Genomic DNA, 19,491 nt, shown 5'->3' with positions numbered 1-19,491 from the left:
GTGAAGTCATATTATGCAGTTGGAGTTTCCACTCAGTCATTACGATGAAGGGGGGCGTTTAAAGCCTCCCTTATTTTTGTATTTTGTATTGCTGTTTTTTTGTCGAGGCATTGTCATTTTTGTTGTGGCACTATCAGTACCGAATGATAGCAGCAGAATGATGGAAATTTTTTATCCAGAAAAGTATGATTTTTATTTGTCACTCATGTCTGCGGTTCCAGCTGTTCTTGCGCTAGTTTTATTATCTAGACGATATTCCATATGGCAACAATCAAAACAGCGTTTATTTTCTTTTTTGTTTGCGTTGTTAGTCATGGCAAGCTTAATCGATTTAAGCTTACAAATTTATATTGTGAATAAATTATCGTATAGCTTTTCAATCTCAAGAGCACTGACTTTAGGGGGGGCAGTCCTTGCTTTATCTTACGTGTTAAAAAGCAAACACATACGGCATTTAAGAAAAGACTGGTCAAAGCCTCTAAAATAAATGGATAGAGTCAGTTTTTGACTTGTCCCAAGGCATTAGCAAAGTAACTTTCAATACTGACATTTTGGTTACGTACGAGTTTCTCGAAACAGACACCCGCAAAGGCAAAGGTGTGTTCATCCACTTTCATATAAATAGATGGGGCATCTGACTTGTCTGTTGCATAAATCCATGTACCATTGGCAAGCTTTTTGAACACTTCTCCGATGTATGCACCAAATATATTGCAAAGCGTAAACACCGCCTTATCTTCTAATGCTACATGTGAAAATTTATCCAGAAAACCTAATATCGCCTTGTCTACGTATTGAATACTATCGGGGGAATAGTCTAAGGTAATGGCAAGTTCAAGTTGTGCGGTAGAGACGGCATCTTCAGCACTGCACTTCATTAGTTTGTCTAGTTCACTTTGTTCCATGGTCAATTTTGTTCTTTTGGGAGGCATTTTCATAGCAAAGTAAATCAATCTCACGTTGTTGTAAAATAAGTTTTTCCAACAAACAGACACCAGGACCTTTGTGCTCAGGCTTTGGAATAACCAAAAACGCAGATGACTGTTTGTAGCTGCTGCCTTGCAAGTACAAACGCGTCAGTTTAGCAGTGCTCAACAAATGTTCTACTTTGTGGAGTGGCAGCCAGCAAAAACCAAGGTTTTGACGGAGCAAATCAATCGCTGAATCAAACTGACTAACTGTCCACCTGAGCTCAGATTTTAGCCAACCTTGATTCTCCTTGGGGCTGTCAGATGTATCAGAGATCACTATTTGCAAATGTTGACTAAGGGTTTCGGTAGAAATAGGTTGTGGCAGTGAAGCAAGGTAGTGTTTAGGATGACAAACTAAGACAAACTCAATATGACGAATAGGTTCGCCAAGATAGCCTTTTGGTAAAGCTAGACTTATTACTATGTCGGCACTGGCTGACGTAATCGCGTCCAAAGTACCGGTTAATACGGTGTCAATTATGCGTAGTCGGCTGCCTCTACTTTCGGGCATGAATGTTTTGAGCGCTTGATAGATTGTGTTTCGTGGAAAAGCTAAATCCAATGCTAGCGTGATTTCAGGCTCCCAATCTTGATTGATGTTTACGGCAAGTTGTTCAAGTGATGATACACTATTGGTTAGGTCCCTAGACCGTCTAAGCAGGGCTTTTCCCGCCTCTGTCAGCACGGCTTTTCGACCTACCGTTTCCAGTATTTTTACGTCTAGTAGGTCTTGGAGTTTGGTAACAGCATGATTTAAAGATGATTGCGATTTATTGAGTGCCTTTGCCGCTTGCGCGTAACCGCCATAATCTACAACAGCTTGCAAAATACGCCATTGTTCTAAAGTACTTTTGGGTCGGTACAAGCTGAGAGTCCTATTTTGGCTGAATATATGCTTGTCATTATGCAAATGAAAAAAACGTAATACAATAAGATCAACTAACCATAAACTCTTCTAGCCAATTCGACATATTAGACTACATGACCAAAAACATAATTCCGCTCTAATAACATTCTGAGAAATTAATGAAATATAATGTTTTTTTACCTTTAAGTGCCTTAGTTGCACTTTCTCTACTCAGTATTCTCGTTAGCCTACACATTTTACCGCCAGGACAGGAAATACTGGAAAATATCACCAAGCATTTGGATTCAGGTTTTTATTTCATTGTTTTTATTATAATTTTACTAGAGTCGATTTTGTATGTGGGGTTTTATTTTCCCGGTCAATTTTTTGCTGTGGTGCTGGTTGTAGGTGCAAATCCAAGCCCTTTGGGGATTGCGTATATGACGATTGCAATGGTATTGGCGGCTACCTTAGGATCAGGTATCAATTTTTTCCTTGGTAAACGTTTTGGAAATACCTCGGTTCAATCACAGCAAACTAAGCTAAAACACCTTCTTCTCGCTATGATCCATATTAATTCGCTAGCGTTTTTTATGTTCGCTCAAGGGGCGGACAATAAAAGCAGCAAAGTGATCTTGTTTGCTGGCTTGCTTAATCTACCGTACTATTTATTGTTGATAGCAGGAACCGCTATTTTGAGTGAGCAAGTGATGGCAATGGCAGAAAACCCTTATTTTTTATTTACGGCTGTTTTTATCTGGTTGATTGTTGCGGCATATTTTGATTTTAAAAAAGCGGCACAAAAAAACAAACACGGTTAGTTGGTTTCTAATTAGAGCCTGTTGGGCGGTCTAGCTTAACCAAGTGGTCGATTGCTCGGCTAGCGGCAAGCATACCAAAGCTTGAAGTCACACCGACAAAGGCACCAAACCCAGTCGAACAATCCATTTTACCACTGCCTTGTGCTTGCTGTTTTTGTTGACTTACACCCCCGTCAGGGGTTGGGAATTTGAGTTGTTCTGTGCTGTAAATACATTCAATACCAAACCGGCGTTTGGGGTTTTTACTAAAATTATAAAGCCTGCGCAATTCACTTCGCACTTTTGCTGACAAAGGGTCTTGAATCGTTTTTGCGAGGTCACCTTTGGTAGTTAATAGTGGATTGGTTTGCCCTCCAGCGCCGCCGACAGTGATTATTTTTATTTTGTTTCGTTTCGCAAAAGCGATCATTGCAGCTTTTACTGCCACTGCATCGATAGCATCAATAATGACATCGTGTTGCGTTCCCAGATAACGGGAAACCCCTTCTTTGGTAACAAAGTCTTCAATAGCATTTACTTTGCAGTCTGGGTTGATTTGCAATACGCGAGCGGTCATTTCGTCAACCTTTGTTGAGTGGAGTGTATTGCTAAGGGCATGCAGTTGCCGATTGATGTTAGATTCTACAATGTCGTCCAAGTCTATCAAGGTGAGCTGGCCAATGCCTGTGCGCGCAAGTGCCTCAACAGACCAAGAACCTACTCCCCCCAAGCCAACAACTGCGACATGTGCATTTTTTAAACGTTCTGCTCCTACTGACCCGTATAAGCGACGAATACCGGAAAATCGAGTTTGATAAGACATATCTATTTATTCGAAAGTTTTAAGCGAAAATTTAACATTTTTATTCGATTAATTAGATGGTTTAATTTATTCATTCAGTTAACACTACTTTTAAATGCGGAGATTATTATGGGATTACTAGTTGAAGGTGTTTGGAAAGACCAATGGTACGATACTAAAAGCAGCAATGGCAAATTTGTTCGTCAGGATTCGCTTTTTAGAAATACCATTAGCAACGAAGAAGGAGCGGCATTCCCCCCTGAGTCTGGGCGATATCATCTTTATGTTTCTTTGGCTTGTCCATGGGCTCATCGAACACTCATTTTCAGAAAGTTAAAGTCGCTAGAAGCTCATATCGGCGTATCGATTGTCAGTCCTGACATGCTGAGCAATGGATGGGAATTCGGAGACTATGATGGTGCAACCGGCGATGCATTGTTTAATTTTGAATACATGCATCAAGTCTACACAAAGGCAGAGCCTGAGGTCACAACACGCGTTACTGTACCGGTACTTTGGGACATGAAGACCAACACGATAGTCAGTAATGAGTCAGCAGATATCATTAGAATGTTTAATTCTGCATTTAATGATCTGACTGGCAACCAAGATGACTATTACCCCAACGAGTTGCAGTCAAGCATTGATGAAATCAACGATTTTGTTTATCACAGTATCAACAATGGTGTGTATAAAGCGGGTTTTGCCACAACTCAGGAAGCATACAGTGACGCCGTTGTCGCGCTTTTTAAAGCCTTAGATAAAGTAGAGGAAATATTGGCAATAAGACCTTATTTAACGGGAGACTCGATCACTGAGGCTGATTGGCGCTTATTCACTACCTTAATACGCTTTGATCCGGTCTACGTAGGGCATTTTAAATGTAATCTCAGAAGAATCGCTGATTACCCAAATATCTACGAGTATATGAAGGCGCTCTACCAAATTGAAGGTGTTGCTGAAACCGTCAATTTTGATCATATAAAGCGCCATTACTATTATAGTCATACGACGATAAATCCAAGCCAAGTAGTGCCGAAAGGCCCTGAAATTTCCTTAAACACACCACACAATAGAGGAAAGTGAATATGACTACGGTTAAGCAAATAGTGAGAGGTCTTGAGGTATCAGACGGCGCGGGCGTGAAACTCAAACGTGTAATTGGACAGCGTGAACTAAAGCGTTTAGATCCTTTTTTGATGTTGGATGAGTTCGGCTCGGATCAAGCCAGTGACTATATAGCCGGTTTTCCCTCGCACCCCCATAGAGGATTTCAAACCGTCACTTATATGTTGCAAGGGAAAATGGGACACAAAGACTCTGTTGGCAATCAAGGCGTAATTGAAGATGGAGGCTTGCAATGGATGAATGCAGGAAAAGGCATAATACATGAAGAGATGCCCCAACAAACAGAGGGCAAATTGCGAGGATTTCAACTTTGGGTGAACTTACCGTCCAGTGAAAAAATGTCTACACCTGCATATGAGGATATTCAGAGTCATCAAGTACCTGAACTCAGTATTGGCAATGCCTCCAACGAACTAGACAAATCGAGTAAGCTTAGAATTTTGGCTGGTTCTTACAAGGGCGTGAGCGGACCGATTAAAACACATGCGGTATCTCCTCGTTTTTTTGATATTCATTTATACCATGATGATAGCGTGAGTATTGATGTGGATTCCAGTCATCAAGGGTTTGTTTACGTTTATGATGGTAGCTTGCAAATCGGTCAAGATACACTGCAAGAAGGAGAGTTAGGCGTGCTGGAATTTAATGATATCCTTGAAATTCAGGGACAAAATGGTAGTGATGGAAAAGCAATATTTGTCAGTGCTAAGCCAATCGGTGAGCCAGTGGCGCAATACGGTCCGTTTGTTATGAATAGCCAGTCTGAAATTGAACAAGCATTGGATGATTATAGAGCGGGAAGATTGACAAGTTGATTAGCCGTACGTTTGTGAATATGATGGCCTTACTTCATAAGTAACTAAATTAGATTAACAAGATTAGGATGACAACAATAACTTGCTTTAAAGCTTACGATATTCGTGGCGAATTATTATCTCAGCTGAATGAAAATGTGGCATATCGTATCGGGAAAGCATTTGCCTCATATTTACAAGCAAAAACGGTTGTGGTGGGTGCAGACGTGAGACATACCTCGAAACCGTTAAAACTTGCCTTATCGGCGGGGTTAATTGATGGCGGCGCGTTTGTAACTGACATTGGCCTCGCGGGCACGGAAGAGATATATTTCGCGACTAAGTTTCTCGGTGTAGATGGTGGTATAGAAGTCACGGCCAGTCATAACCCAATTAACTACAATGGGATGAAATTGGTGAAAGCCGAATCGGTGCCAATTAGCGGTGATAGCGGATTAAATGCAATAAAGGCCTTGGCAGAAACCTATGATGATGACGAGGTGATTGCGCGCTTAGAAGCGTTATCATCAGATGGATTAGTTGAGGATGAAGCATTTATTCGCGGCGTATCAACGGTGAGTGAACAAAAACTGTTAGAAACTAAGCAATACGAAAGAAAAAGTTGTGTTAACGATTATTTAATGCACTTAAGTACTTATGTGGATTTTGCCAAGTTCACCCCATTAAAGCTCGTGGTCAATGCGGGCAACGGTGCTGCAGGTCACGTGATTGATGCTTTAGAGCTACTCTTTGAGAAACAAAATGTTCCTGTCGAATTTATTAAGGTTCATCACAAAGCCGACGGTGACTTCCCCAATGGTATTCCTAACCCTCTACTCCCTGATGCAAGAGCAGATACCGCGGATGTGGTAAAAGCACACAATGCAGACATGGGTATTGCTTGGGACGGCGATTTTGACCGTTGTTTTTTATTTGACGCGGATGGCGAATTTATTGAAGGCTATTATATTGTTGGTCTGCTTGCACAAGCTTTTCTGCATAAAGAAAAGGGAGCCAGTATAATCTACGATCCCCGCGTGTATTGGAATACAGAAGATATTGTTAAGAGTGCGGGTGGCAAACCAATCAAGTCGAAAACTGGACACGCTTTTATTAAAGAGCGTATGCGTAAAGAAGATGCAATTTATGGTGGAGAAATGAGTGCCCACCACTATTTCCGAGATTTTGCATATTGTGATTCAGGCATGATCCCTTGGTTACTTATCGCAGAAATGCTTTGTATCACTAAAAAGCCCTTATCTTCCATGGTGAAGGAGAGAATTCTTGCGTTTCCTTCTTCTGGTGAAATTAATTTTAAGGTAAAGGATGCAGGCCTTACGATCAAGAAAATTGTTGAAGAGTATCAAGACGACGCGGTTGTGATAGATAAAACAGATGGCGTGGGTCTGGAATTTGATAACTGGCGATTCAATTTGCGTAAGTCAAATACTGAACCCGTTATTCGGCTAAATGTAGAGTCCAAAAACGACCTTGCGTTGATGCAGCAAAAAACCGCTGAACTAGAAGCCTTAATAAAAAGCGAGTAATGGCTTAGATTAACACCATTAAAAAATGACACAGTACCACTAATGTTGTCAGCACTATTCTTAGAAAGGTATATTCGATTACGACTTGCCTTTCTAATTCTAGGTTGTACTTGTCGTACATCAGTATTGCAATATACGCGATTGAAAGCACGCTCAGCAACATGCTGCCCTCTAAAAATATTAACGCTCCCCAAGCTACGATACTTGGCGCCATCGATACATAAAGTTGGTGATTAGTTCGTTTTTTTTGGAGTGCGTCATACCAATGAATTCCGCCAAAAAAAGACAGAATAATCGCAGAGTATTGTACAAAATAAACATAGCCCGAGTAGGCAGAAAGTAATTCAGAAAATATGAGTATGGGGATGCCAATGAATGGTATTAAACCTAGATAAGCGAGTACTTTTGCTGAAATTGGCATAAATATGATAAACCTGAAATGCTTGGGTAGCATCAATGCAGATACTACCCAAGCTTGTTCGCACTATTTTTCGATAGGTACGTAATCTCTTTTCGTTTCACCCGTATATAACTGACGAGGACGACCAATTTTTTGGCCAGGCTGACTCATCATTTCATGCCAGTGTGAAATCCAACCAACAGTACGTGCAAGTGCAAAAATACAAGTAAACATATTTGTTGGTATACCAATGGCACTTAGGACGATACCAGAGTAAAAATCAACATTAGGGAATAATTTTTTCTCGGCAAAATAAGGGTCGCTTAATGCGATACGCTCAAGTTCCATAGCGACTTCAAGCAGCGGATTGTCGACCTTTAACTCTGCCAATACTTCATGACAGCTTTCACGCATGACTGTCGCACGAGGGTCGTAGTTTTTATAAACACGGTGACCAAAGCCCATTAAACGGAATGGATCATTTTTGTCTTTTGCTCGGGCAATGAATTCTGGAATACGGTCAACGGAGCCAATTTCCTCAAGCATGGTTAGGCAGGCCTCGTTAGCACCACCGTGAGCAGGGCCCCATAACGACGCGACACCAGCCGCAATACACGCATAAGGATTCGCACCTGAGGAACCTGCCAAACGAACAGTTGATGTTGACGCATTTTGTTCGTGATCAGCGTGCAGCGTAAATATACGATCCATAGCCCGCTCAACCGCTGGGCTAATTTTGTACTCTTCAGCAGGCACGGAGAACATCATGTTCAAGAAGTTACCGGCATAGCTCAAATCGTTTCGAGGATAAACAAAAGGTTGACCAATGTTGTACTTGTAACACATGGCTACTAGCGTGGGCATTTTAGCAATCAAACGATGAGCTGAACGTTTGCGTTGCTCGGGATTCGATACATCCAAGTCGCTGTGATAGAAAGAAGATAGCGCACCTACTGTGCCACACAACATTGCCATCGGGTGAGAATCGTTTCTGAACCCGTGAAAGAACATATTGATTTGTTCATGCACCATGGTATGGCGGGTGATGGTTTCTTTAAACTCTTTGTACTGTTCAGAAGATGGGGCTTCGCCGTGAAGAAGCATATGACAAACTTCAAGGTAGTCTGCGTCACGAGCGAGGTCTTCTATTGAAAATCCGCGGTGCAATAAAACGCCCTTCGCGCCGTCAATAAACGTAATTGCCGATTCACATGATCCTGTCGCCATGAAGCCGGGGTCAAAGGTAAAGTACCCGTTGGCACCTAAACTTCTTACATCGATAACCGAGTGACCCTCGGTACCTTCAAGAATGGGTAACTCGACTTCTTTGTCACCGACTATCAGCTTGGCAGTATCGTTTGACATGCATTACTCTCCTAGTTAAATGAACTCCGTGTTAAACGGATTAAATGTGAAATTTGTTTAATTTTGTTGGCAAATTGTTCACATTGGTGGGAAAAGTGTCGATATTTTTACTGGTATTGTTGCAGGAAGTCAATTTAAATGCATTTCTGTTCGATATTTATTCTTAATAAAATATATGGATATAACACTTTACACTTGTATCGCGCATACCCGCATTATTCTTGTAACAATTCGTTGATATGCAGGGCGTGGGTTGGTATATTTCGAACCCACTGAAAAGTAAGGGTTATTTGTGTTAATATAAAATTTAATATTTCACATTTGATTAACATATTTATTTGCTGAATGTTCAGTAAATATTAGCAAAGTTTGAATACAGATTGCGTTTATCCGTATTGTATTTAATAGATCCAACCACAGGCTTTTTATTGTGAAAAAACAAAGACCAGTAAATCTAGACCTAACTACGATAAAGCTCCCTGCAGCAGGTAGGGCTTCCATTTTGCATCGAATTACCGGTGTCGCGATGTTCTTCGCACTTCTTTTTGTCTTATGGGCATGGGCAACATCCTTATCGTCAGAAAATGGATTTTTGTACGTCAAAGATGTGATGCAAAGTGGTTTCGGTAAGTTTGTTATTATCGGAACCTTATCAGCACTTGCTTACCATATTATTGGCGGTATTCGCCATGTGATTATGGATATGGGATATTGGGAAGAATTATCTTCAGGAGCGTTGAGCGCGAATATTGCTATTGGTGCTTGGCTTGTACTTACAGTATTGATTGGGGTGGTGGTATGGTAACTAATCAAGCGGGTATTAAACGAAACGGTATCCAAGACTACGTCACGCTCAGAGCGAGTGCAGCGATCATTTTTGCGTTTACAATTTACATGCTTTATGTCTTTTGTAGCCACCCATTGGATACCTATGCGCAATGGCAAGAAGTGTTCGCCTCTGTTTACATGAAAGCTTTCACGCTAGCCACTTTAGTTGCTATTTTGCTTCACGTCAGAATAGGTATGTGGCAAGTACTTACTGATTATGTAAAAGCCCCTCGCTTGCGCATGGTGTTGCAATATGTTTTAAACCTGATCGCTTTTGCTTATGTAGCGGTTGGATTATTTGTTTTGTGGGGTGTATAGCATGACATTACCAGTACATGAATTTGACGCAGTTGTCATCGGTGCCGGCGGCGCAGGAATGCGAGCGGCACTGCAAATTTCAGAATCCGGCAAGACTTGCGCATTGTTATCAAAAGTTTTCCCAACACGTTCTCATACTGTTTCTGCACAGGGTGGCATTACTGTTGCCTTGGGCAATAGCCATGAAGACAATTGGGAATGGCACATGTATGACACAGTAAAAGGCTCTGATTACATCGGTGATCAAGAAGCAATCGAATACATGTGTAAAACTGGACCAGAAGCCATCATTGAAATGGAAAACATGGGTCTGCCGTTTTCTCGCTTCGAAAACGGTAAAGTGTATCAGCGTCCATTTGGTGGTCAATCAAAAAATTTTGGCGGTGAACAAGCCGCGCGAACTGCAGCTGCTGCTGACAGAACAGGCCATGCCTTGCTTCATCTGCTGTATCAGCAAAACGTAAAAAATAAAACGACCGTATTTAGTGAATGGTATGCGCTTGATTTAGTTAAAAACCAGCAAGGTCAAGTTGTCGGTTGTACGGCTATTGACATTGAAACTGGCGAAGTTGTTTACTTCAAATCTAAAGCAGTCGTATTAGCGACAGGTGGCGCAGGACGTATTTATGCGTCTACAACAAACGCTCATATTAACACGGGTGACGGTGTGGGTATGGCATTGCGTGCTGGTGCACCGGTACAAGACATGGAAATGTGGCAGTTCCACCCAACCGGTATTGCTGGCGCAGGTACACTGGTGACAGAAGGTTGTCGTGGCGAGGGCGGGTATCTACTCAATAAAGATGGCGAGCGCTTTATGGAGCGTTACGCGCCGAATGCCAAAGATCTTGCTGGACGAGACGTAGTCGCGCGTTCAATGATGACAGAAATTCGAGAAGGCCGTGGATGTGAAGGTCCTTGGGGTACACACATTAAACTCAAATTAGATCACTTGGGTAAAGAAGTACTTGAATCCCGTTTGCCAGGCATATTGGAGTTGTCCAGAACCTTTGCGCATGTTGATCCTGTTAAAGAGCCAATACCGGTAATACCAACTTGCCATTACATGATGGGCGGAATACCCACTAATGTGGACGGTCAGGTTATCACTGTCGATGCAGAAGGTAACGAAAAACCACTCGAAGGATTATTTGCCTGTGGTGAAATTGCATGTGTATCTGTACACGGCGCCAACAGGCTAGGCGGAAACTCACTGCTTGATTTAGTCGTATTTGGCCGAGCGACCGGACTACATCTAGGGCAAAGTCTAGATGAAATTGATGTGAAGTCTGACGCTTCAGAAAGCGATCTGGATGCTGCTATGTCCCGTTTCAATAGATGGGAATCGTCAGAAAAAGGCAAGGGAGAAGACCCCGTCCAAATTAAAAAAGACATGCAACAGTGTATGCAACTCAACTTCTCGGTATTCAGAGAAGGCGATGCTATGGCCGAAGGACTCAAAGAGTTGTCGGAAATACGAGAGAGACTGAAGCATGCGCGTCTTGATGATAAGAGCAGTGACTTCAATACACAACGTATAGAGTGTTTAGAGCTCGACAACTTGATGGAAACTGCATATAGCACAGCCGTTGCTGCAAACTTCAGAACCGAAAGTCGCGGTGCGCACAGTCGTTTTGATTTCCCTGAGCGTGATGATGAAAACTGGCTGTGTCACTCTATATACATGCCAGAAACAGAATCTATGCGTAAGCGAGATGTAAATATGTCGCCGAAAATCAGAGAGGCATTCCCTCCTAAAGCGCGCACATACTAAGGGGAGTAGTCAATATGCAATTAAACTTTTCGATATACCGATACAATCCTGATGTGGATGATGCACCCCATATGCAGGACTATACCCTAGAAGTCGAAGAAGGGCAGGATATGATGGTGCTTGATGCACTGTTGGCGCTAAAAGAGCAAGATCCTACCTTGTCGTTTAGACGTTCATGTCGTGAGGGCGTTTGTGGCTCTGACGGCGTCAATATGAACGGCAAAAATGGTCTAGCTTGTATCACGCCTATCTCTGCTTTGGGCTCAGGCAAAATCGTTGTACGTCCTCTACCAGGCTTACCGGTAGTAAGAGACCTTGTTGTCGATATGACTCAGTTCTACACGCAGTATGAAAAGATCAAACCTTATTTGATCAATGATGCCAAGCAGCCGCCGGCAAGAGAACATTTACAGTCGCCAGAAGAACGCGCGAAGTTAGATGGCTTATACGAATGTATTCTTTGTGCCTGCTGTTCAACATCTTGCCCGTCATTCTGGTGGAACCCCGATAAATTTATCGGACCAGCTGGTTTGTTACATGCGTATCGCTTCTTGATAGATAGTCGTGACACGGCGACTGACGAACGTCTTGGTGATCTCGATGATGCGTTCAGTGTGTTCCGTTGCCACAGTATCATGAACTGCGTGAGTGTTTGTCCTAAGGGGCTAAATCCAACTAAAGCCATTGGTCAGATAAAGTCAATGCTACTTCAAAGAGCAATGTAATTGGAATTAGTAGCTTGTTCAACAGATTAATTTGACAAATGAAATAGCTATCCAAGTGTGGATGGCTATTTTTTTTGCAATTGAACAAATAAAGTGTAAAAAAATGCTGCCGATATGGCTGTGTAAGATTTAAAAAGAAAACTACTTAGAATACAATATAGTAATCAACAAAGATCAAGGCTAAATGATGCAAAATAGCGCGATGAAAGCGTGGTGGGATTCTTCCCATATGGCTGGCGGAAATGCTGCATATGTTGAAGAGTTATACGAAGCTTATCTTGATAACCCGCAAAATATTCCTGAAAACTGGCGACAAATATTTGATGACCTCCCCAAAGTCGATGGTGTTGCTGTTGAATCCAATCATTCTATTATTCGCGACGATTTTAAGAAGATGGCCGCATTGGGGCCTCTTGCTCGTGCTGGAAACGGCAATATTGCATCAGGTGATACGCCCTCTGACGAGAGACAAGTCAAAGTTCTGCAGTTAATCAATGCTTACCGGTTTAGAGGGCATCAGCACGCAAACTTAGACCCACTAGGGTTGTGGAAGCAAGAACGCGTACGCGATCTGGAGTTGTCACATCACAACTTAAGTGAAGCTGACTTTGATACTATGTTTAGCCTTGGCTCGTACGCGGTAGAGGCCGAAAAGTTAAAGCTTGGTGATCTATTTAAGTCACTTAATCGCACATATTGTGGCTCGATTGGCGCCGAATATATGCATATTACGGATACCGAGCAAAAACGTTGGTTGCAACATCGGATAGAATCCGTAGAAGCCAAACCAGTTTTGGCGCGTGAAGACAAGATTAAAATTCTTAAAGGTCTAATCGCTGCTGACGGCATGGAAAAATATCTAGGCTCAAAGTTTACAGGAGCTAAACGATTTTCCTTGGAAGGCGGTGATTCGCTTATTCCAATGCTCAAGTCTCTAATAAGTGAAGCAGGGGCCGCTGGCGCAAAAGAAGTTGTACTGGGTATGGCTCACCGCGGTCGCTTAAACGTACTGGTAAATGTACTCGGTAAAAACCCCTCAGTGTTATTTGACGAATTTTCTGGCAAGCACGATGCCTCGTTGGGAGCAGGGGATGTCAAATACCATGCGGGTTACTCGTCTGACTTTGCAACTTCAGGCGGAGACGTGCATTTAGCCCTAGCGTTTAACCCTTCCCACTTGGAAATTGTTAATCCTGTGGTGATAGGCTCAGTCAGAGCTAGGCTTGAAAGAAGAGGCTGCAAAGATGGCTCTTTAGTTTTACCTATCACTGTGCATGGCGATTCTGCAATTGCGGGTCAAGGTGTTGTCCAAGAGACATTTAACATGTCGCAAACGCGAGGCTTCTCGGTCGGTGGTACAGTTCGCATTGTCGTAAATAACCAAGTAGGCTTTACCACGTCAAAAACTGAAGACACGCGTTCTACCCAGTACTGCACTGATATCGCGAAAATGGTACAAGCGCCTATTTTTCACGTTAACGCTGATGATCCAGAAGCTGTCATTTTCGTGACCAAATTAGCCTTGGACTATCGTAATAAATTTAAGCGCGATGTCGTAATTGACCTCGTGTGTTATCGTCGTCATGGTCACAACGAAGCTGACGAGCCAAATGCGACGCAGCCGTTAATGTATCAAAAAATCAAGAAACACCCAGTTCCTAGACAAATATACGCCGATCAATTGATCGCAGAGGGTACCATCGAGCAGCATGACATAGACAAGTTAGTCACTGAGTATCGCGCGGCTTTGGATCATGGGGCCTGTGTTGTTGAAGAATGGCGACCCATGACTGAGCATTCTGTCGATTGGAGTCCTTTTGTTGGCCATGATTGGGATGTGGATTACAACGCCACATTAACAAAAGATACCATTGTCAATCTGGGGCATGCCATTACAAATGTGCCGGAAAAGTATCGTTTGCAATCAAGGGTCAATAAGCTTTATAACGACCGCAAATCAATGATAGCGGGGGAGCGACTACTCGATTGGGGAATGGCAGAAAATCTAGCCTATGCGTCTATGTTAGCAGAGGGCACAAATATCCGTATCACCGGTCAAGATTCCGGTAGGGGTACTTTCTTTCACCGACATGCGGTTTTACACAATCAAGATGATGCTTCTACACTGATTCCTTTACAGCATATTTCAGAGGAACAGGGTAAGTTTGAAATATATGACTCTGTACTGTCTGAAGAAGCGGTCATGGCCTTCGAATATGGTTATGCCACCGCCGAACCAACGACCTTAACAATATGGGAAGCCCAGTTTGGTGATTTCGCCAACGGTGCACAGGTCGTATTCGATCAATTTTTGTCTTCAGGTGAAGCAAAATGGGGGCGCTTGTGCGGCTTAGTTGTATTACTTCCGCATGGATACGAAGGACAAGGGCCTGAGCATAGCTCGGCTAGACTTGAACGCTTCCTACAGATGTGCGCTGATCACAATTGGCAAGTGTGTGTACCATCAACCCCTGCTCAAGTTTATTCTATGCTACGTCGTCAAATGGTGCGTCCAATGCGTAGACCCTTAATTGTGATGTCACCAAAATCACTCTTGCGTCATCCACTAGCAGTGAGCTCTATCGATGAGTTAGCAAGTGGTGTGTTCCACAACGTCATCGAAGAGATAGATGAAATTGATGCTCAACAGGTAAAACGTGTGGTGATGTGTTCCGGTAAAGTCTATTACGATTTGTTGGAAGAGCGGCGTAAGCGCGAGCAAAAAGATATTGCCATTATCCGAATAGAACAGTTATACCCATTTCCGCAACAAGAAATTAATGAAATTTTTGCGCAATACAGTCATGTAAAAGATTGGGTTTGGTGCCAAGAAGAACCACAAAATCAAGGCGCTTGGTATTGCAGTCAACACCATTTTTGGGAATCAATTCCAAAAGGTGCAAAACTCACTTATGCGGGACGTGCTGCCTCTGCTTCTCCAGCAGTAGGGTACGCCGCAATCCACAGTCAACAACAGAAAGCGTTGGTCGAAGACGCACTCACGATAAAATAGGAAGAGCCGATGGCACATGAGATAAAAGTTCCCGTATTACCAGAGTCTGTCGCAGACGCGACGATTGCCACATGGCATGTTAAAGCAGGTGATAAAGTGACGCGCGACCAAAACCTTGTTGATATCGAAACAGATAAAGTCGTTCTAGAAGTAGTCTCACCCGCGGATGGTGTAGTCGGAGAGATTTTGTTTGAAGATGATGCGACAGTACTGGGTGAGCAAGTTATAGGTAGCATCGAAGAAGCAGGCGCAGCAACCCCAGCTCCTGATGCTCCAACTGCTTCGCCATCAGTATCAGCAGACACAGGCTCGCAAAAAGTAAGCGATATCAACGTACCAGTACTGCCTGAATCTGTTGCTGATGCAACCATTGCAACTTGGCATGTCCAAGTCGGAGAGCCAGTCAGCCGCGACCAAAATCTTGTTGATATCGAAACGGATAAAGTCGTGCTAGAAGTGGTTGCACCAGCCGATGGTGCGTTAAGTGAAATTTTGGCAGAAGAAGGCGCGACGGTTATTGCAGAAGAAGTCATAGCGAAGTTTGTAGAAGGCGCAAAAGCTTCAGCGCCAAGTGCAGCGGCACCTGCAACAGAGAGTACCGGTGATGAAGATGCCTTGTCTCCTTCTGTAAGACGCTTGTTGGCAGAGAAAGACATTGACCCTGCTTCTGTGAAAGGCACTGGTAAAGGTGGCAGGATCACGAAAGAAGATGTAGAAAAGCACTTGAAAGCAGCGCCGACGCCGTCTGCTAGTGCACCAGCGGATAGCGCTCCGAGTCTTGTGCTGGGTGACCGCACTGAAAAACGTGTACCGATGACACGCTTGCGGAAAACTATTGCAAACCGTTTGTTAGAAGCTAAAAACTCTACAGCAATGTTGACAACCTTTAATGAAGTCAACATGAAGCCCATCATGGATTTGCGTAAGCAATATCAAGAGAGTTTTGAAAAGCGTCACGGCATTCGATTGGGCTTTATGTCTTTTTACGTTAAAGCCGTAACAGAAGCCTTAAAACGTTATCCAGAAGTGAACGCCTCACTAGACGGCGATGATATTTGTTATCACAACTATTTTGATATTTCTATCGCGGTATCTACGCCTCGTGGACTAGTTACTCCAGTGCTTAAAGACTGTGATACCTTAGGTATGGCAGGGATAGAAAAAGGCATCAAAACGCTTGCGATTAAAGGTCGCGACGGTAAGTTATCATTGGACGAGTTACAAGGTGGAAACTTTACCATCACGAATGGCGGTGTCTTTGGTTCACTGATGTCTACACCTATTATCAATCCACCGCAAAGCGCGATATTAGGTATGCATAAAATACAGGAGCGCGCGATGGTTGTAGATGGTAAGATAGAAATACTTCCAATGATGTACTTGGCATTGTCTTATGACCACAGGCTCATTGACGGTAAGGAGTCGGTTGGCTTCTTGGTTACCGTAAAAGAAATGCTCGAAGATCCGACACGACTATTGTTGGATGTTTGATAAATGCATAAATAAAGGAGCCAACGGCTCCTTTATTTAAACAAAATAGCGTCGAAATCAACGGCGATTTCGATGTCCCTTAACCTGACTAGATCCTAGTCAATCACTCTAAAAGATCGGATAAATCACCATGAATTTGCATGAATATCAGGGTAAACAGCTATTCAAAGAGTACGGCTTGCCGGTATCTGACGGGTATGCTGCTGATACTCCAGAAGAAGCTGTTGAAGCAGCAGACCGCATCGGCGGCGAAGAATGGGTTGTTAAGTGCCAAGTGCACGCGGGCGGACGTGGTAAAGCCGGCGGCGTTAAGTTACTTAAAAATAAAGAAGACATTAAAGCCTTTGCTGAAAACTGGTTGGGTAAAAACTTAGTCACTTATCAAACAGACACTGATGGCCAACCAGTAAGTAAAATTCTTGTAGAGTCTTGTACAGACATTGCACAAGAGTTGTACTTAGGTGCTGTCGTAGACCGGACTTCTCGTAAGATCGTATTCATGGCCTCGACAGAGGGTGGTGTTGAAATTGAAAAAGTAGCAGAAGAAACACCAGAAAAAATCTTAAAAGCTGAAATCGATCCCCTAGTAGGCGCTCAACCATTCCAAGCAAGAGAGATTGCTTTCAAGCTAGGTCTTAAAGGCGTACAAGTTAAGCAATTCACACAAATATTCCTTGGCTTAGCTAAGATGTTTGAAGATTTAGACATTGCATTAATCGAAATCAACCCACTAGTAATCAAAGAAGACGGCAATTTACACTGTCTTGATGCTAAGTTAGGTGTCGATAGCAATGCCTTGTATCGTCAACCCAAAGTGCGTGAAATGCACGATCCCTCGCAAGAAGATGCACGTGAAGCACACGCTGCGCAGTTTGAACTAAACTACGTTGCACTTGACGGTAACGTTGGCTGTATGGTCAATGGTGCAGGATTGGCAATGGGCACCATGGATATCGTTAACCTTCATGGTGGAAAGCCAGCTAACTTCCTCGATGTAGGTGGTGGCGCGACAAAAGAACGCGTGGCAGAAGCATTTAAAATCATTCTGTCTGACGATAATGTAAAAGCAGTACTAGTCAATATTTTTGGTGGAATCGTCCGTTGTGACATGATCGCTGAAGGTATTATTGGTGCGGTAAAAGAAGTAGGCGTGAATGTACCAGTAGTTGTGCGTTTAGAAGGGACAAATGCTGATCTAGGACGTGAGGTATTGGCCGGTTCCGATCTTGATATCATTGCTGCGGAGTCCTTAACGGACGCTGCACAAAAAGTAGTTGCTGCTGCGGAGGGTAAATAATGTCCGTTTTAATTAATAAAGATACTAAAGTTATCTGTCAGGGCTTTACTGGTGGTCAAGGTACTTTCCACTCAGAGCAAGCAATTGCTTACGGTACTCAGATGGTCGGTGGTGTTACTCCTGGTAAAGGTGGTACTGAGCACCTTGGTTTACCCGTATTTGATACTGTTAAAGAAGCCGTTGCGGCAACAGGTGCTACAGCAAGCGTGATTTATGTTCCTGCGCCATTCTGTAAAGATTCTATTATCGAAGCGGCTGATGCAGGTATCGAATTGATAGTGTGTATAACTGAAGGCATTCCAACAATCGATATGCTTTACTGTAAGGAATATGTAAATCGCAAAGGCATTCGTATGATTGGGCCTAACTGTCCAGGTGTGATCACGCCAGACGAATGTAAGATTGGTATTATGCCAGGCCACATCCATAAAAAGGGTAAAGTTGGCATTGTTTCTCGTTCCGGTACATTAACTTATGAAGCCGTGAAGCAGACCACTGATGAAGGTTTTGGTCAGTCTAGTTGTGTGGGTATAGGTGGCGATCCGATTCCAGGCTCTAACTTTATCGACATTCTAGCCCTGTTTGAAAAGGATCCAGAAACAGAAGCGATTGTCATGATTGGTGAGATTGGCGGAACCGCCGAAGAAGAAGCCGCTCAGTACATCAAAGAGCATGTAAGCAAGCCTGTTGTGTCTTACATTGCTGGTGTTACTGCTCCTCCAGGTAAGCGTATGGGGCATGCTGGAGCAATTATTTCTGGTGGTAAAGGCACAGCCGACGATAAGTTTAAAGCACTTGAAGATGCAGGTGTAAAAACAGTTCGCTCACTTGCTGATATTGGCAAGGGCTTGCGAGAAATCACTGGCTGGTAAGCGTACTTACTGAAATGGAACGATGTAAAAAGCTCGGTTGTGATACCGAGCTTTTTTGATTCATTTAAAAAATTTAATACTAAGTGGGTAATGCCAGAGAATACCGTCATTTGCTTTAATCGCGCCTATTATTGCGAAAACCAGTGCGCATATCCCCAATACGATAAACCCTAAAATACCAATTAGAATGAAAGTAAGGATTGTGCAAATAATTGAGTAGATGATCGCGCTTATCACCCAATTCATTACTACCTTTCCATGCTCATCAATATCTTTGCTGTTTTCCTTATTTGTCACCCACATTACAATGGGAAGGATGAGCCCTCCAAATGGAATGACGAAGCCAGCTAATGTACTTAAGTGCATCAACATCAAATACACTTTTAACTCCATTCCCCAAGGCTTAAAATTTTCTTCTAGGTTGTCCATTACTCTCTCCTTTTTATTGACGCGAAGAACCTTACCTGACACTTTCTCAATTAACTCCAATACAATAGTGTCAATCGCCTTGTAATGTAA

General features: G+C 43.0%; 19 protein-coding genes. 13 read left to right on the top strand and 6 right to left on the bottom strand.

Going from position 1 to position 19,491, the window contains the following annotated elements; translation table 11 throughout:
* Window positions 1-13: 13 nt before the first annotated feature.
* The gene (locus ACFOHL_RS03310; protein WP_376918771.1) at window positions 14-487 is read left to right on the top strand and encodes a DUF2919 domain-containing protein; all 474 of its coding nucleotides are present in this window, start codon (window positions 14-16) and stop codon (window positions 485-487) included.
* A 10-nt stretch (window positions 488-497) separates the two neighbouring features.
* On the opposite strand, the gene ACFOHL_RS03305 is transcribed toward ACFOHL_RS03310, so the two are convergent.
* Window positions 498-905, bottom strand: coding sequence for a hypothetical protein (locus ACFOHL_RS03305; RefSeq protein WP_376918770.1), 408 nt, complete (start codon window positions 903-905; stop codon window positions 498-500).
* Entirely contained in the window at window positions 892-1,836 is a 945-nt protein-coding gene (locus tag ACFOHL_RS03300; protein ID WP_376918769.1) for a LysR family transcriptional regulator, read from the bottom strand. The genes ACFOHL_RS03305 and ACFOHL_RS03300 overlap by 14 nt, the downstream gene beginning before the upstream one ends.
* 161 nt (window positions 1,837-1,997) lie before the next feature.
* Between ACFOHL_RS03300 and ACFOHL_RS03295 the strand changes: the two genes are divergently transcribed.
* Entirely contained in the window at window positions 1,998-2,639 is a 642-nt protein-coding gene (locus ACFOHL_RS03295) for a DedA family protein (RefSeq protein WP_376918768.1), read from the top strand.
* Between the two features lie 7 nt (window positions 2,640-2,646).
* On the opposite strand, the gene tcdA is transcribed toward ACFOHL_RS03295, so the two are convergent.
* Entirely contained in the window at window positions 2,647-3,441 is a 795-nt protein-coding gene (gene tcdA / locus ACFOHL_RS03290; RefSeq protein WP_376918767.1) for a tRNA cyclic N6-threonylcarbamoyladenosine(37) synthase TcdA, read from the bottom strand.
* 108 nt (window positions 3,442-3,549) lie between these two features.
* On the opposite strand from tcdA, the gene ACFOHL_RS03285 reads away from it, so the two are divergent.
* The 3 genes from ACFOHL_RS03285 to ACFOHL_RS03275 all read left to right on the top strand — a co-directional run bounded on the left by ACFOHL_RS03285 (window position 3,550) and on the right by ACFOHL_RS03275 (window position 6,889).
* Entirely contained in the window at window positions 3,550-4,506 is a 957-nt protein-coding gene (locus ACFOHL_RS03285; protein ID WP_376918766.1) for a glutathione S-transferase family protein, read from the top strand.
* A gap of 2 nt (window positions 4,507-4,508) precedes the next feature.
* Entirely contained in the window at window positions 4,509-5,363 is an 855-nt protein-coding gene (locus ACFOHL_RS03280; RefSeq protein WP_376918765.1) for a pirin family protein, read from the top strand.
* A 68-nt stretch (window positions 5,364-5,431) separates the two neighbouring features.
* Window positions 5,432-6,889, top strand: a complete 1,458-nt coding sequence (locus ACFOHL_RS03275) for a phosphomannomutase CpsG (RefSeq protein WP_376918764.1) — start codon at window positions 5,432-5,434, stop codon at window positions 6,887-6,889.
* 4 nt (window positions 6,890-6,893) lie between these two features.
* Here ACFOHL_RS03275 and ACFOHL_RS03270 read toward each other — a convergent pair whose 3' ends face one another.
* Window positions 6,894-7,310 carry a DUF3429 domain-containing protein gene (locus tag ACFOHL_RS03270; protein WP_376918763.1) on the bottom strand — a complete coding sequence of 139 codons (417 nt, stop codon included), beginning with the start codon at window positions 7,308-7,310 and terminating at the stop codon, window positions 6,894-6,896.
* A 63-nt stretch (window positions 7,311-7,373) separates the two neighbouring features.
* Window positions 7,374-8,654, bottom strand: coding sequence for a citrate synthase (locus ACFOHL_RS03265; RefSeq protein ID WP_376918762.1), 1,281 nt, complete (start codon window positions 8,652-8,654; stop codon window positions 7,374-7,376).
* 430 nt (window positions 8,655-9,084) lie between these two features.
* Between ACFOHL_RS03265 and sdhC the strand changes: the two genes are divergently transcribed.
* From sdhC to sucD, 8 genes are all read left to right on the top strand, one after another.
* Window positions 9,085-9,459, top strand: coding sequence for a succinate dehydrogenase, cytochrome b556 subunit (sdhC, locus tag ACFOHL_RS03260; protein WP_376918761.1), 375 nt, complete (start codon window positions 9,085-9,087; stop codon window positions 9,457-9,459).
* The gene (gene sdhD, locus ACFOHL_RS03255) at window positions 9,453-9,800 is read left to right on the top strand and encodes a succinate dehydrogenase, hydrophobic membrane anchor protein (RefSeq protein ID WP_376918760.1); all 348 of its coding nucleotides are present in this window, start codon (window positions 9,453-9,455) and stop codon (window positions 9,798-9,800) included. The genes sdhC and sdhD overlap by 7 nt, the downstream gene beginning before the upstream one ends.
* A gap of 1 nt (window position 9,801) precedes the next feature.
* Window positions 9,802-11,574: a succinate dehydrogenase flavoprotein subunit gene (gene sdhA / locus ACFOHL_RS03250; RefSeq protein ID WP_376918759.1), complete on the top strand. Its 1,773-nt coding sequence runs from the start codon at window positions 9,802-9,804 to the stop codon at window positions 11,572-11,574.
* A gap of 14 nt (window positions 11,575-11,588) precedes the next feature.
* Window positions 11,589-12,299, top strand: coding sequence for a succinate dehydrogenase iron-sulfur subunit (locus ACFOHL_RS03245; RefSeq protein ID WP_376918758.1), 711 nt, complete (start codon window positions 11,589-11,591; stop codon window positions 12,297-12,299).
* A 187-nt stretch (window positions 12,300-12,486) separates the two neighbouring features.
* The gene (locus ACFOHL_RS03240) at window positions 12,487-15,312 is read left to right on the top strand and encodes a 2-oxoglutarate dehydrogenase E1 component (protein ID WP_376918957.1); all 2,826 of its coding nucleotides are present in this window, start codon (window positions 12,487-12,489) and stop codon (window positions 15,310-15,312) included.
* A 9-nt stretch (window positions 15,313-15,321) separates the two neighbouring features.
* Complete coding sequence (gene odhB, locus ACFOHL_RS03235; RefSeq protein WP_376918757.1) at window positions 15,322-16,803, top strand: 2-oxoglutarate dehydrogenase complex dihydrolipoyllysine-residue succinyltransferase; 1,482 nt, start codon at window positions 15,322-15,324, stop codon at window positions 16,801-16,803.
* 130 nt (window positions 16,804-16,933) lie between these two features.
* Entirely contained in the window at window positions 16,934-18,100 is a 1,167-nt protein-coding gene (gene sucC / locus ACFOHL_RS03230) for an ADP-forming succinate--CoA ligase subunit beta (protein ID WP_376918756.1), read from the top strand.
* Window positions 18,100-18,972 carry a succinate--CoA ligase subunit alpha gene (sucD, locus tag ACFOHL_RS03225; RefSeq protein WP_376918755.1) on the top strand — a complete coding sequence of 291 codons (873 nt, stop codon included), beginning with the start codon at window positions 18,100-18,102 and terminating at the stop codon, window positions 18,970-18,972. Before sucC ends, sucD begins: the two co-directional genes overlap by 1 nt.
* A gap of 60 nt (window positions 18,973-19,032) precedes the next feature.
* Here the strand turns inward: sucD and ACFOHL_RS03220 are convergent, their stop codons facing one another.
* Window positions 19,033-19,401, bottom strand: a complete 369-nt coding sequence (locus tag ACFOHL_RS03220; protein WP_376918754.1) for a DUF4870 domain-containing protein — start codon at window positions 19,399-19,401, stop codon at window positions 19,033-19,035.
* Window positions 19,402-19,491 lie beyond the last annotated feature (90 nt).

It is taken from the genome of Agaribacter flavus (assembly GCF_042646125.1).
GTDB lineage: Bacteria > Pseudomonadota > Gammaproteobacteria > Enterobacterales > Alteromonadaceae > Glaciecola > Glaciecola flavus.
The sequence above is the reverse complement of the archived record's forward strand: the minus strand, read 5'-3'. Positions and strand labels throughout refer to the sequence as shown.

Excerpts from the sequence above, each read along its gene's own strand:
- ACFOHL_RS03310 (WP_376918771.1), top strand. The coding sequence starts at position 14 with ATGCAGTTGGAGTTTCCACTCAGTCATTACGATGAAGGGGGGCGTTTA.
- ACFOHL_RS03305 (WP_376918770.1), bottom strand. The coding sequence starts at position 905 with ATGGAACAAAGTGAACTAGACAAACTAATGAAGTGCAGTGCTGAAGAT.
- ACFOHL_RS03295 (WP_376918768.1), top strand. The coding sequence starts at position 1,998 with ATGAAATATAATGTTTTTTTACCTTTAAGTGCCTTAGTTGCACTTTCT.
- tcdA (WP_376918767.1), bottom strand. The coding sequence starts at position 3,441 with ATGTCTTATCAAACTCGATTTTCCGGTATTCGTCGCTTATACGGGTCA.
- ACFOHL_RS03285 (WP_376918766.1), top strand. The coding sequence starts at position 3,550 with ATGGGATTACTAGTTGAAGGTGTTTGGAAAGACCAATGGTACGATACT.
- ACFOHL_RS03280 (WP_376918765.1), top strand. The coding sequence starts at position 4,509 with ATGACTACGGTTAAGCAAATAGTGAGAGGTCTTGAGGTATCAGACGGC.
- ACFOHL_RS03275 (WP_376918764.1), top strand. The coding sequence starts at position 5,432 with ATGACAACAATAACTTGCTTTAAAGCTTACGATATTCGTGGCGAATTA.
- ACFOHL_RS03270 (WP_376918763.1), bottom strand. The coding sequence starts at position 7,310 with ATGCCAATTTCAGCAAAAGTACTCGCTTATCTAGGTTTAATACCATTC.
- ACFOHL_RS03265 (WP_376918762.1), bottom strand. The coding sequence starts at position 8,654 with ATGTCAAACGATACTGCCAAGCTGATAGTCGGTGACAAAGAAGTCGAG.
- sdhD (WP_376918760.1), top strand. The coding sequence starts at position 9,453 with ATGGTAACTAATCAAGCGGGTATTAAACGAAACGGTATCCAAGACTAC.
- sdhA (WP_376918759.1), top strand. The coding sequence starts at position 9,802 with ATGACATTACCAGTACATGAATTTGACGCAGTTGTCATCGGTGCCGGC.
- ACFOHL_RS03245 (WP_376918758.1), top strand. The coding sequence starts at position 11,589 with ATGCAATTAAACTTTTCGATATACCGATACAATCCTGATGTGGATGAT.
- ACFOHL_RS03240 (WP_376918957.1), top strand. The coding sequence starts at position 12,487 with ATGCAAAATAGCGCGATGAAAGCGTGGTGGGATTCTTCCCATATGGCT.
- odhB (WP_376918757.1), top strand. The coding sequence starts at position 15,322 with ATGGCACATGAGATAAAAGTTCCCGTATTACCAGAGTCTGTCGCAGAC.
- sucC (WP_376918756.1), top strand. The coding sequence starts at position 16,934 with ATGAATTTGCATGAATATCAGGGTAAACAGCTATTCAAAGAGTACGGC.
- sucD (WP_376918755.1), top strand. The coding sequence starts at position 18,100 with ATGTCCGTTTTAATTAATAAAGATACTAAAGTTATCTGTCAGGGCTTT.
- ACFOHL_RS03220 (WP_376918754.1), bottom strand. The coding sequence starts at position 19,401 with ATGGACAACCTAGAAGAAAATTTTAAGCCTTGGGGAATGGAGTTAAAA.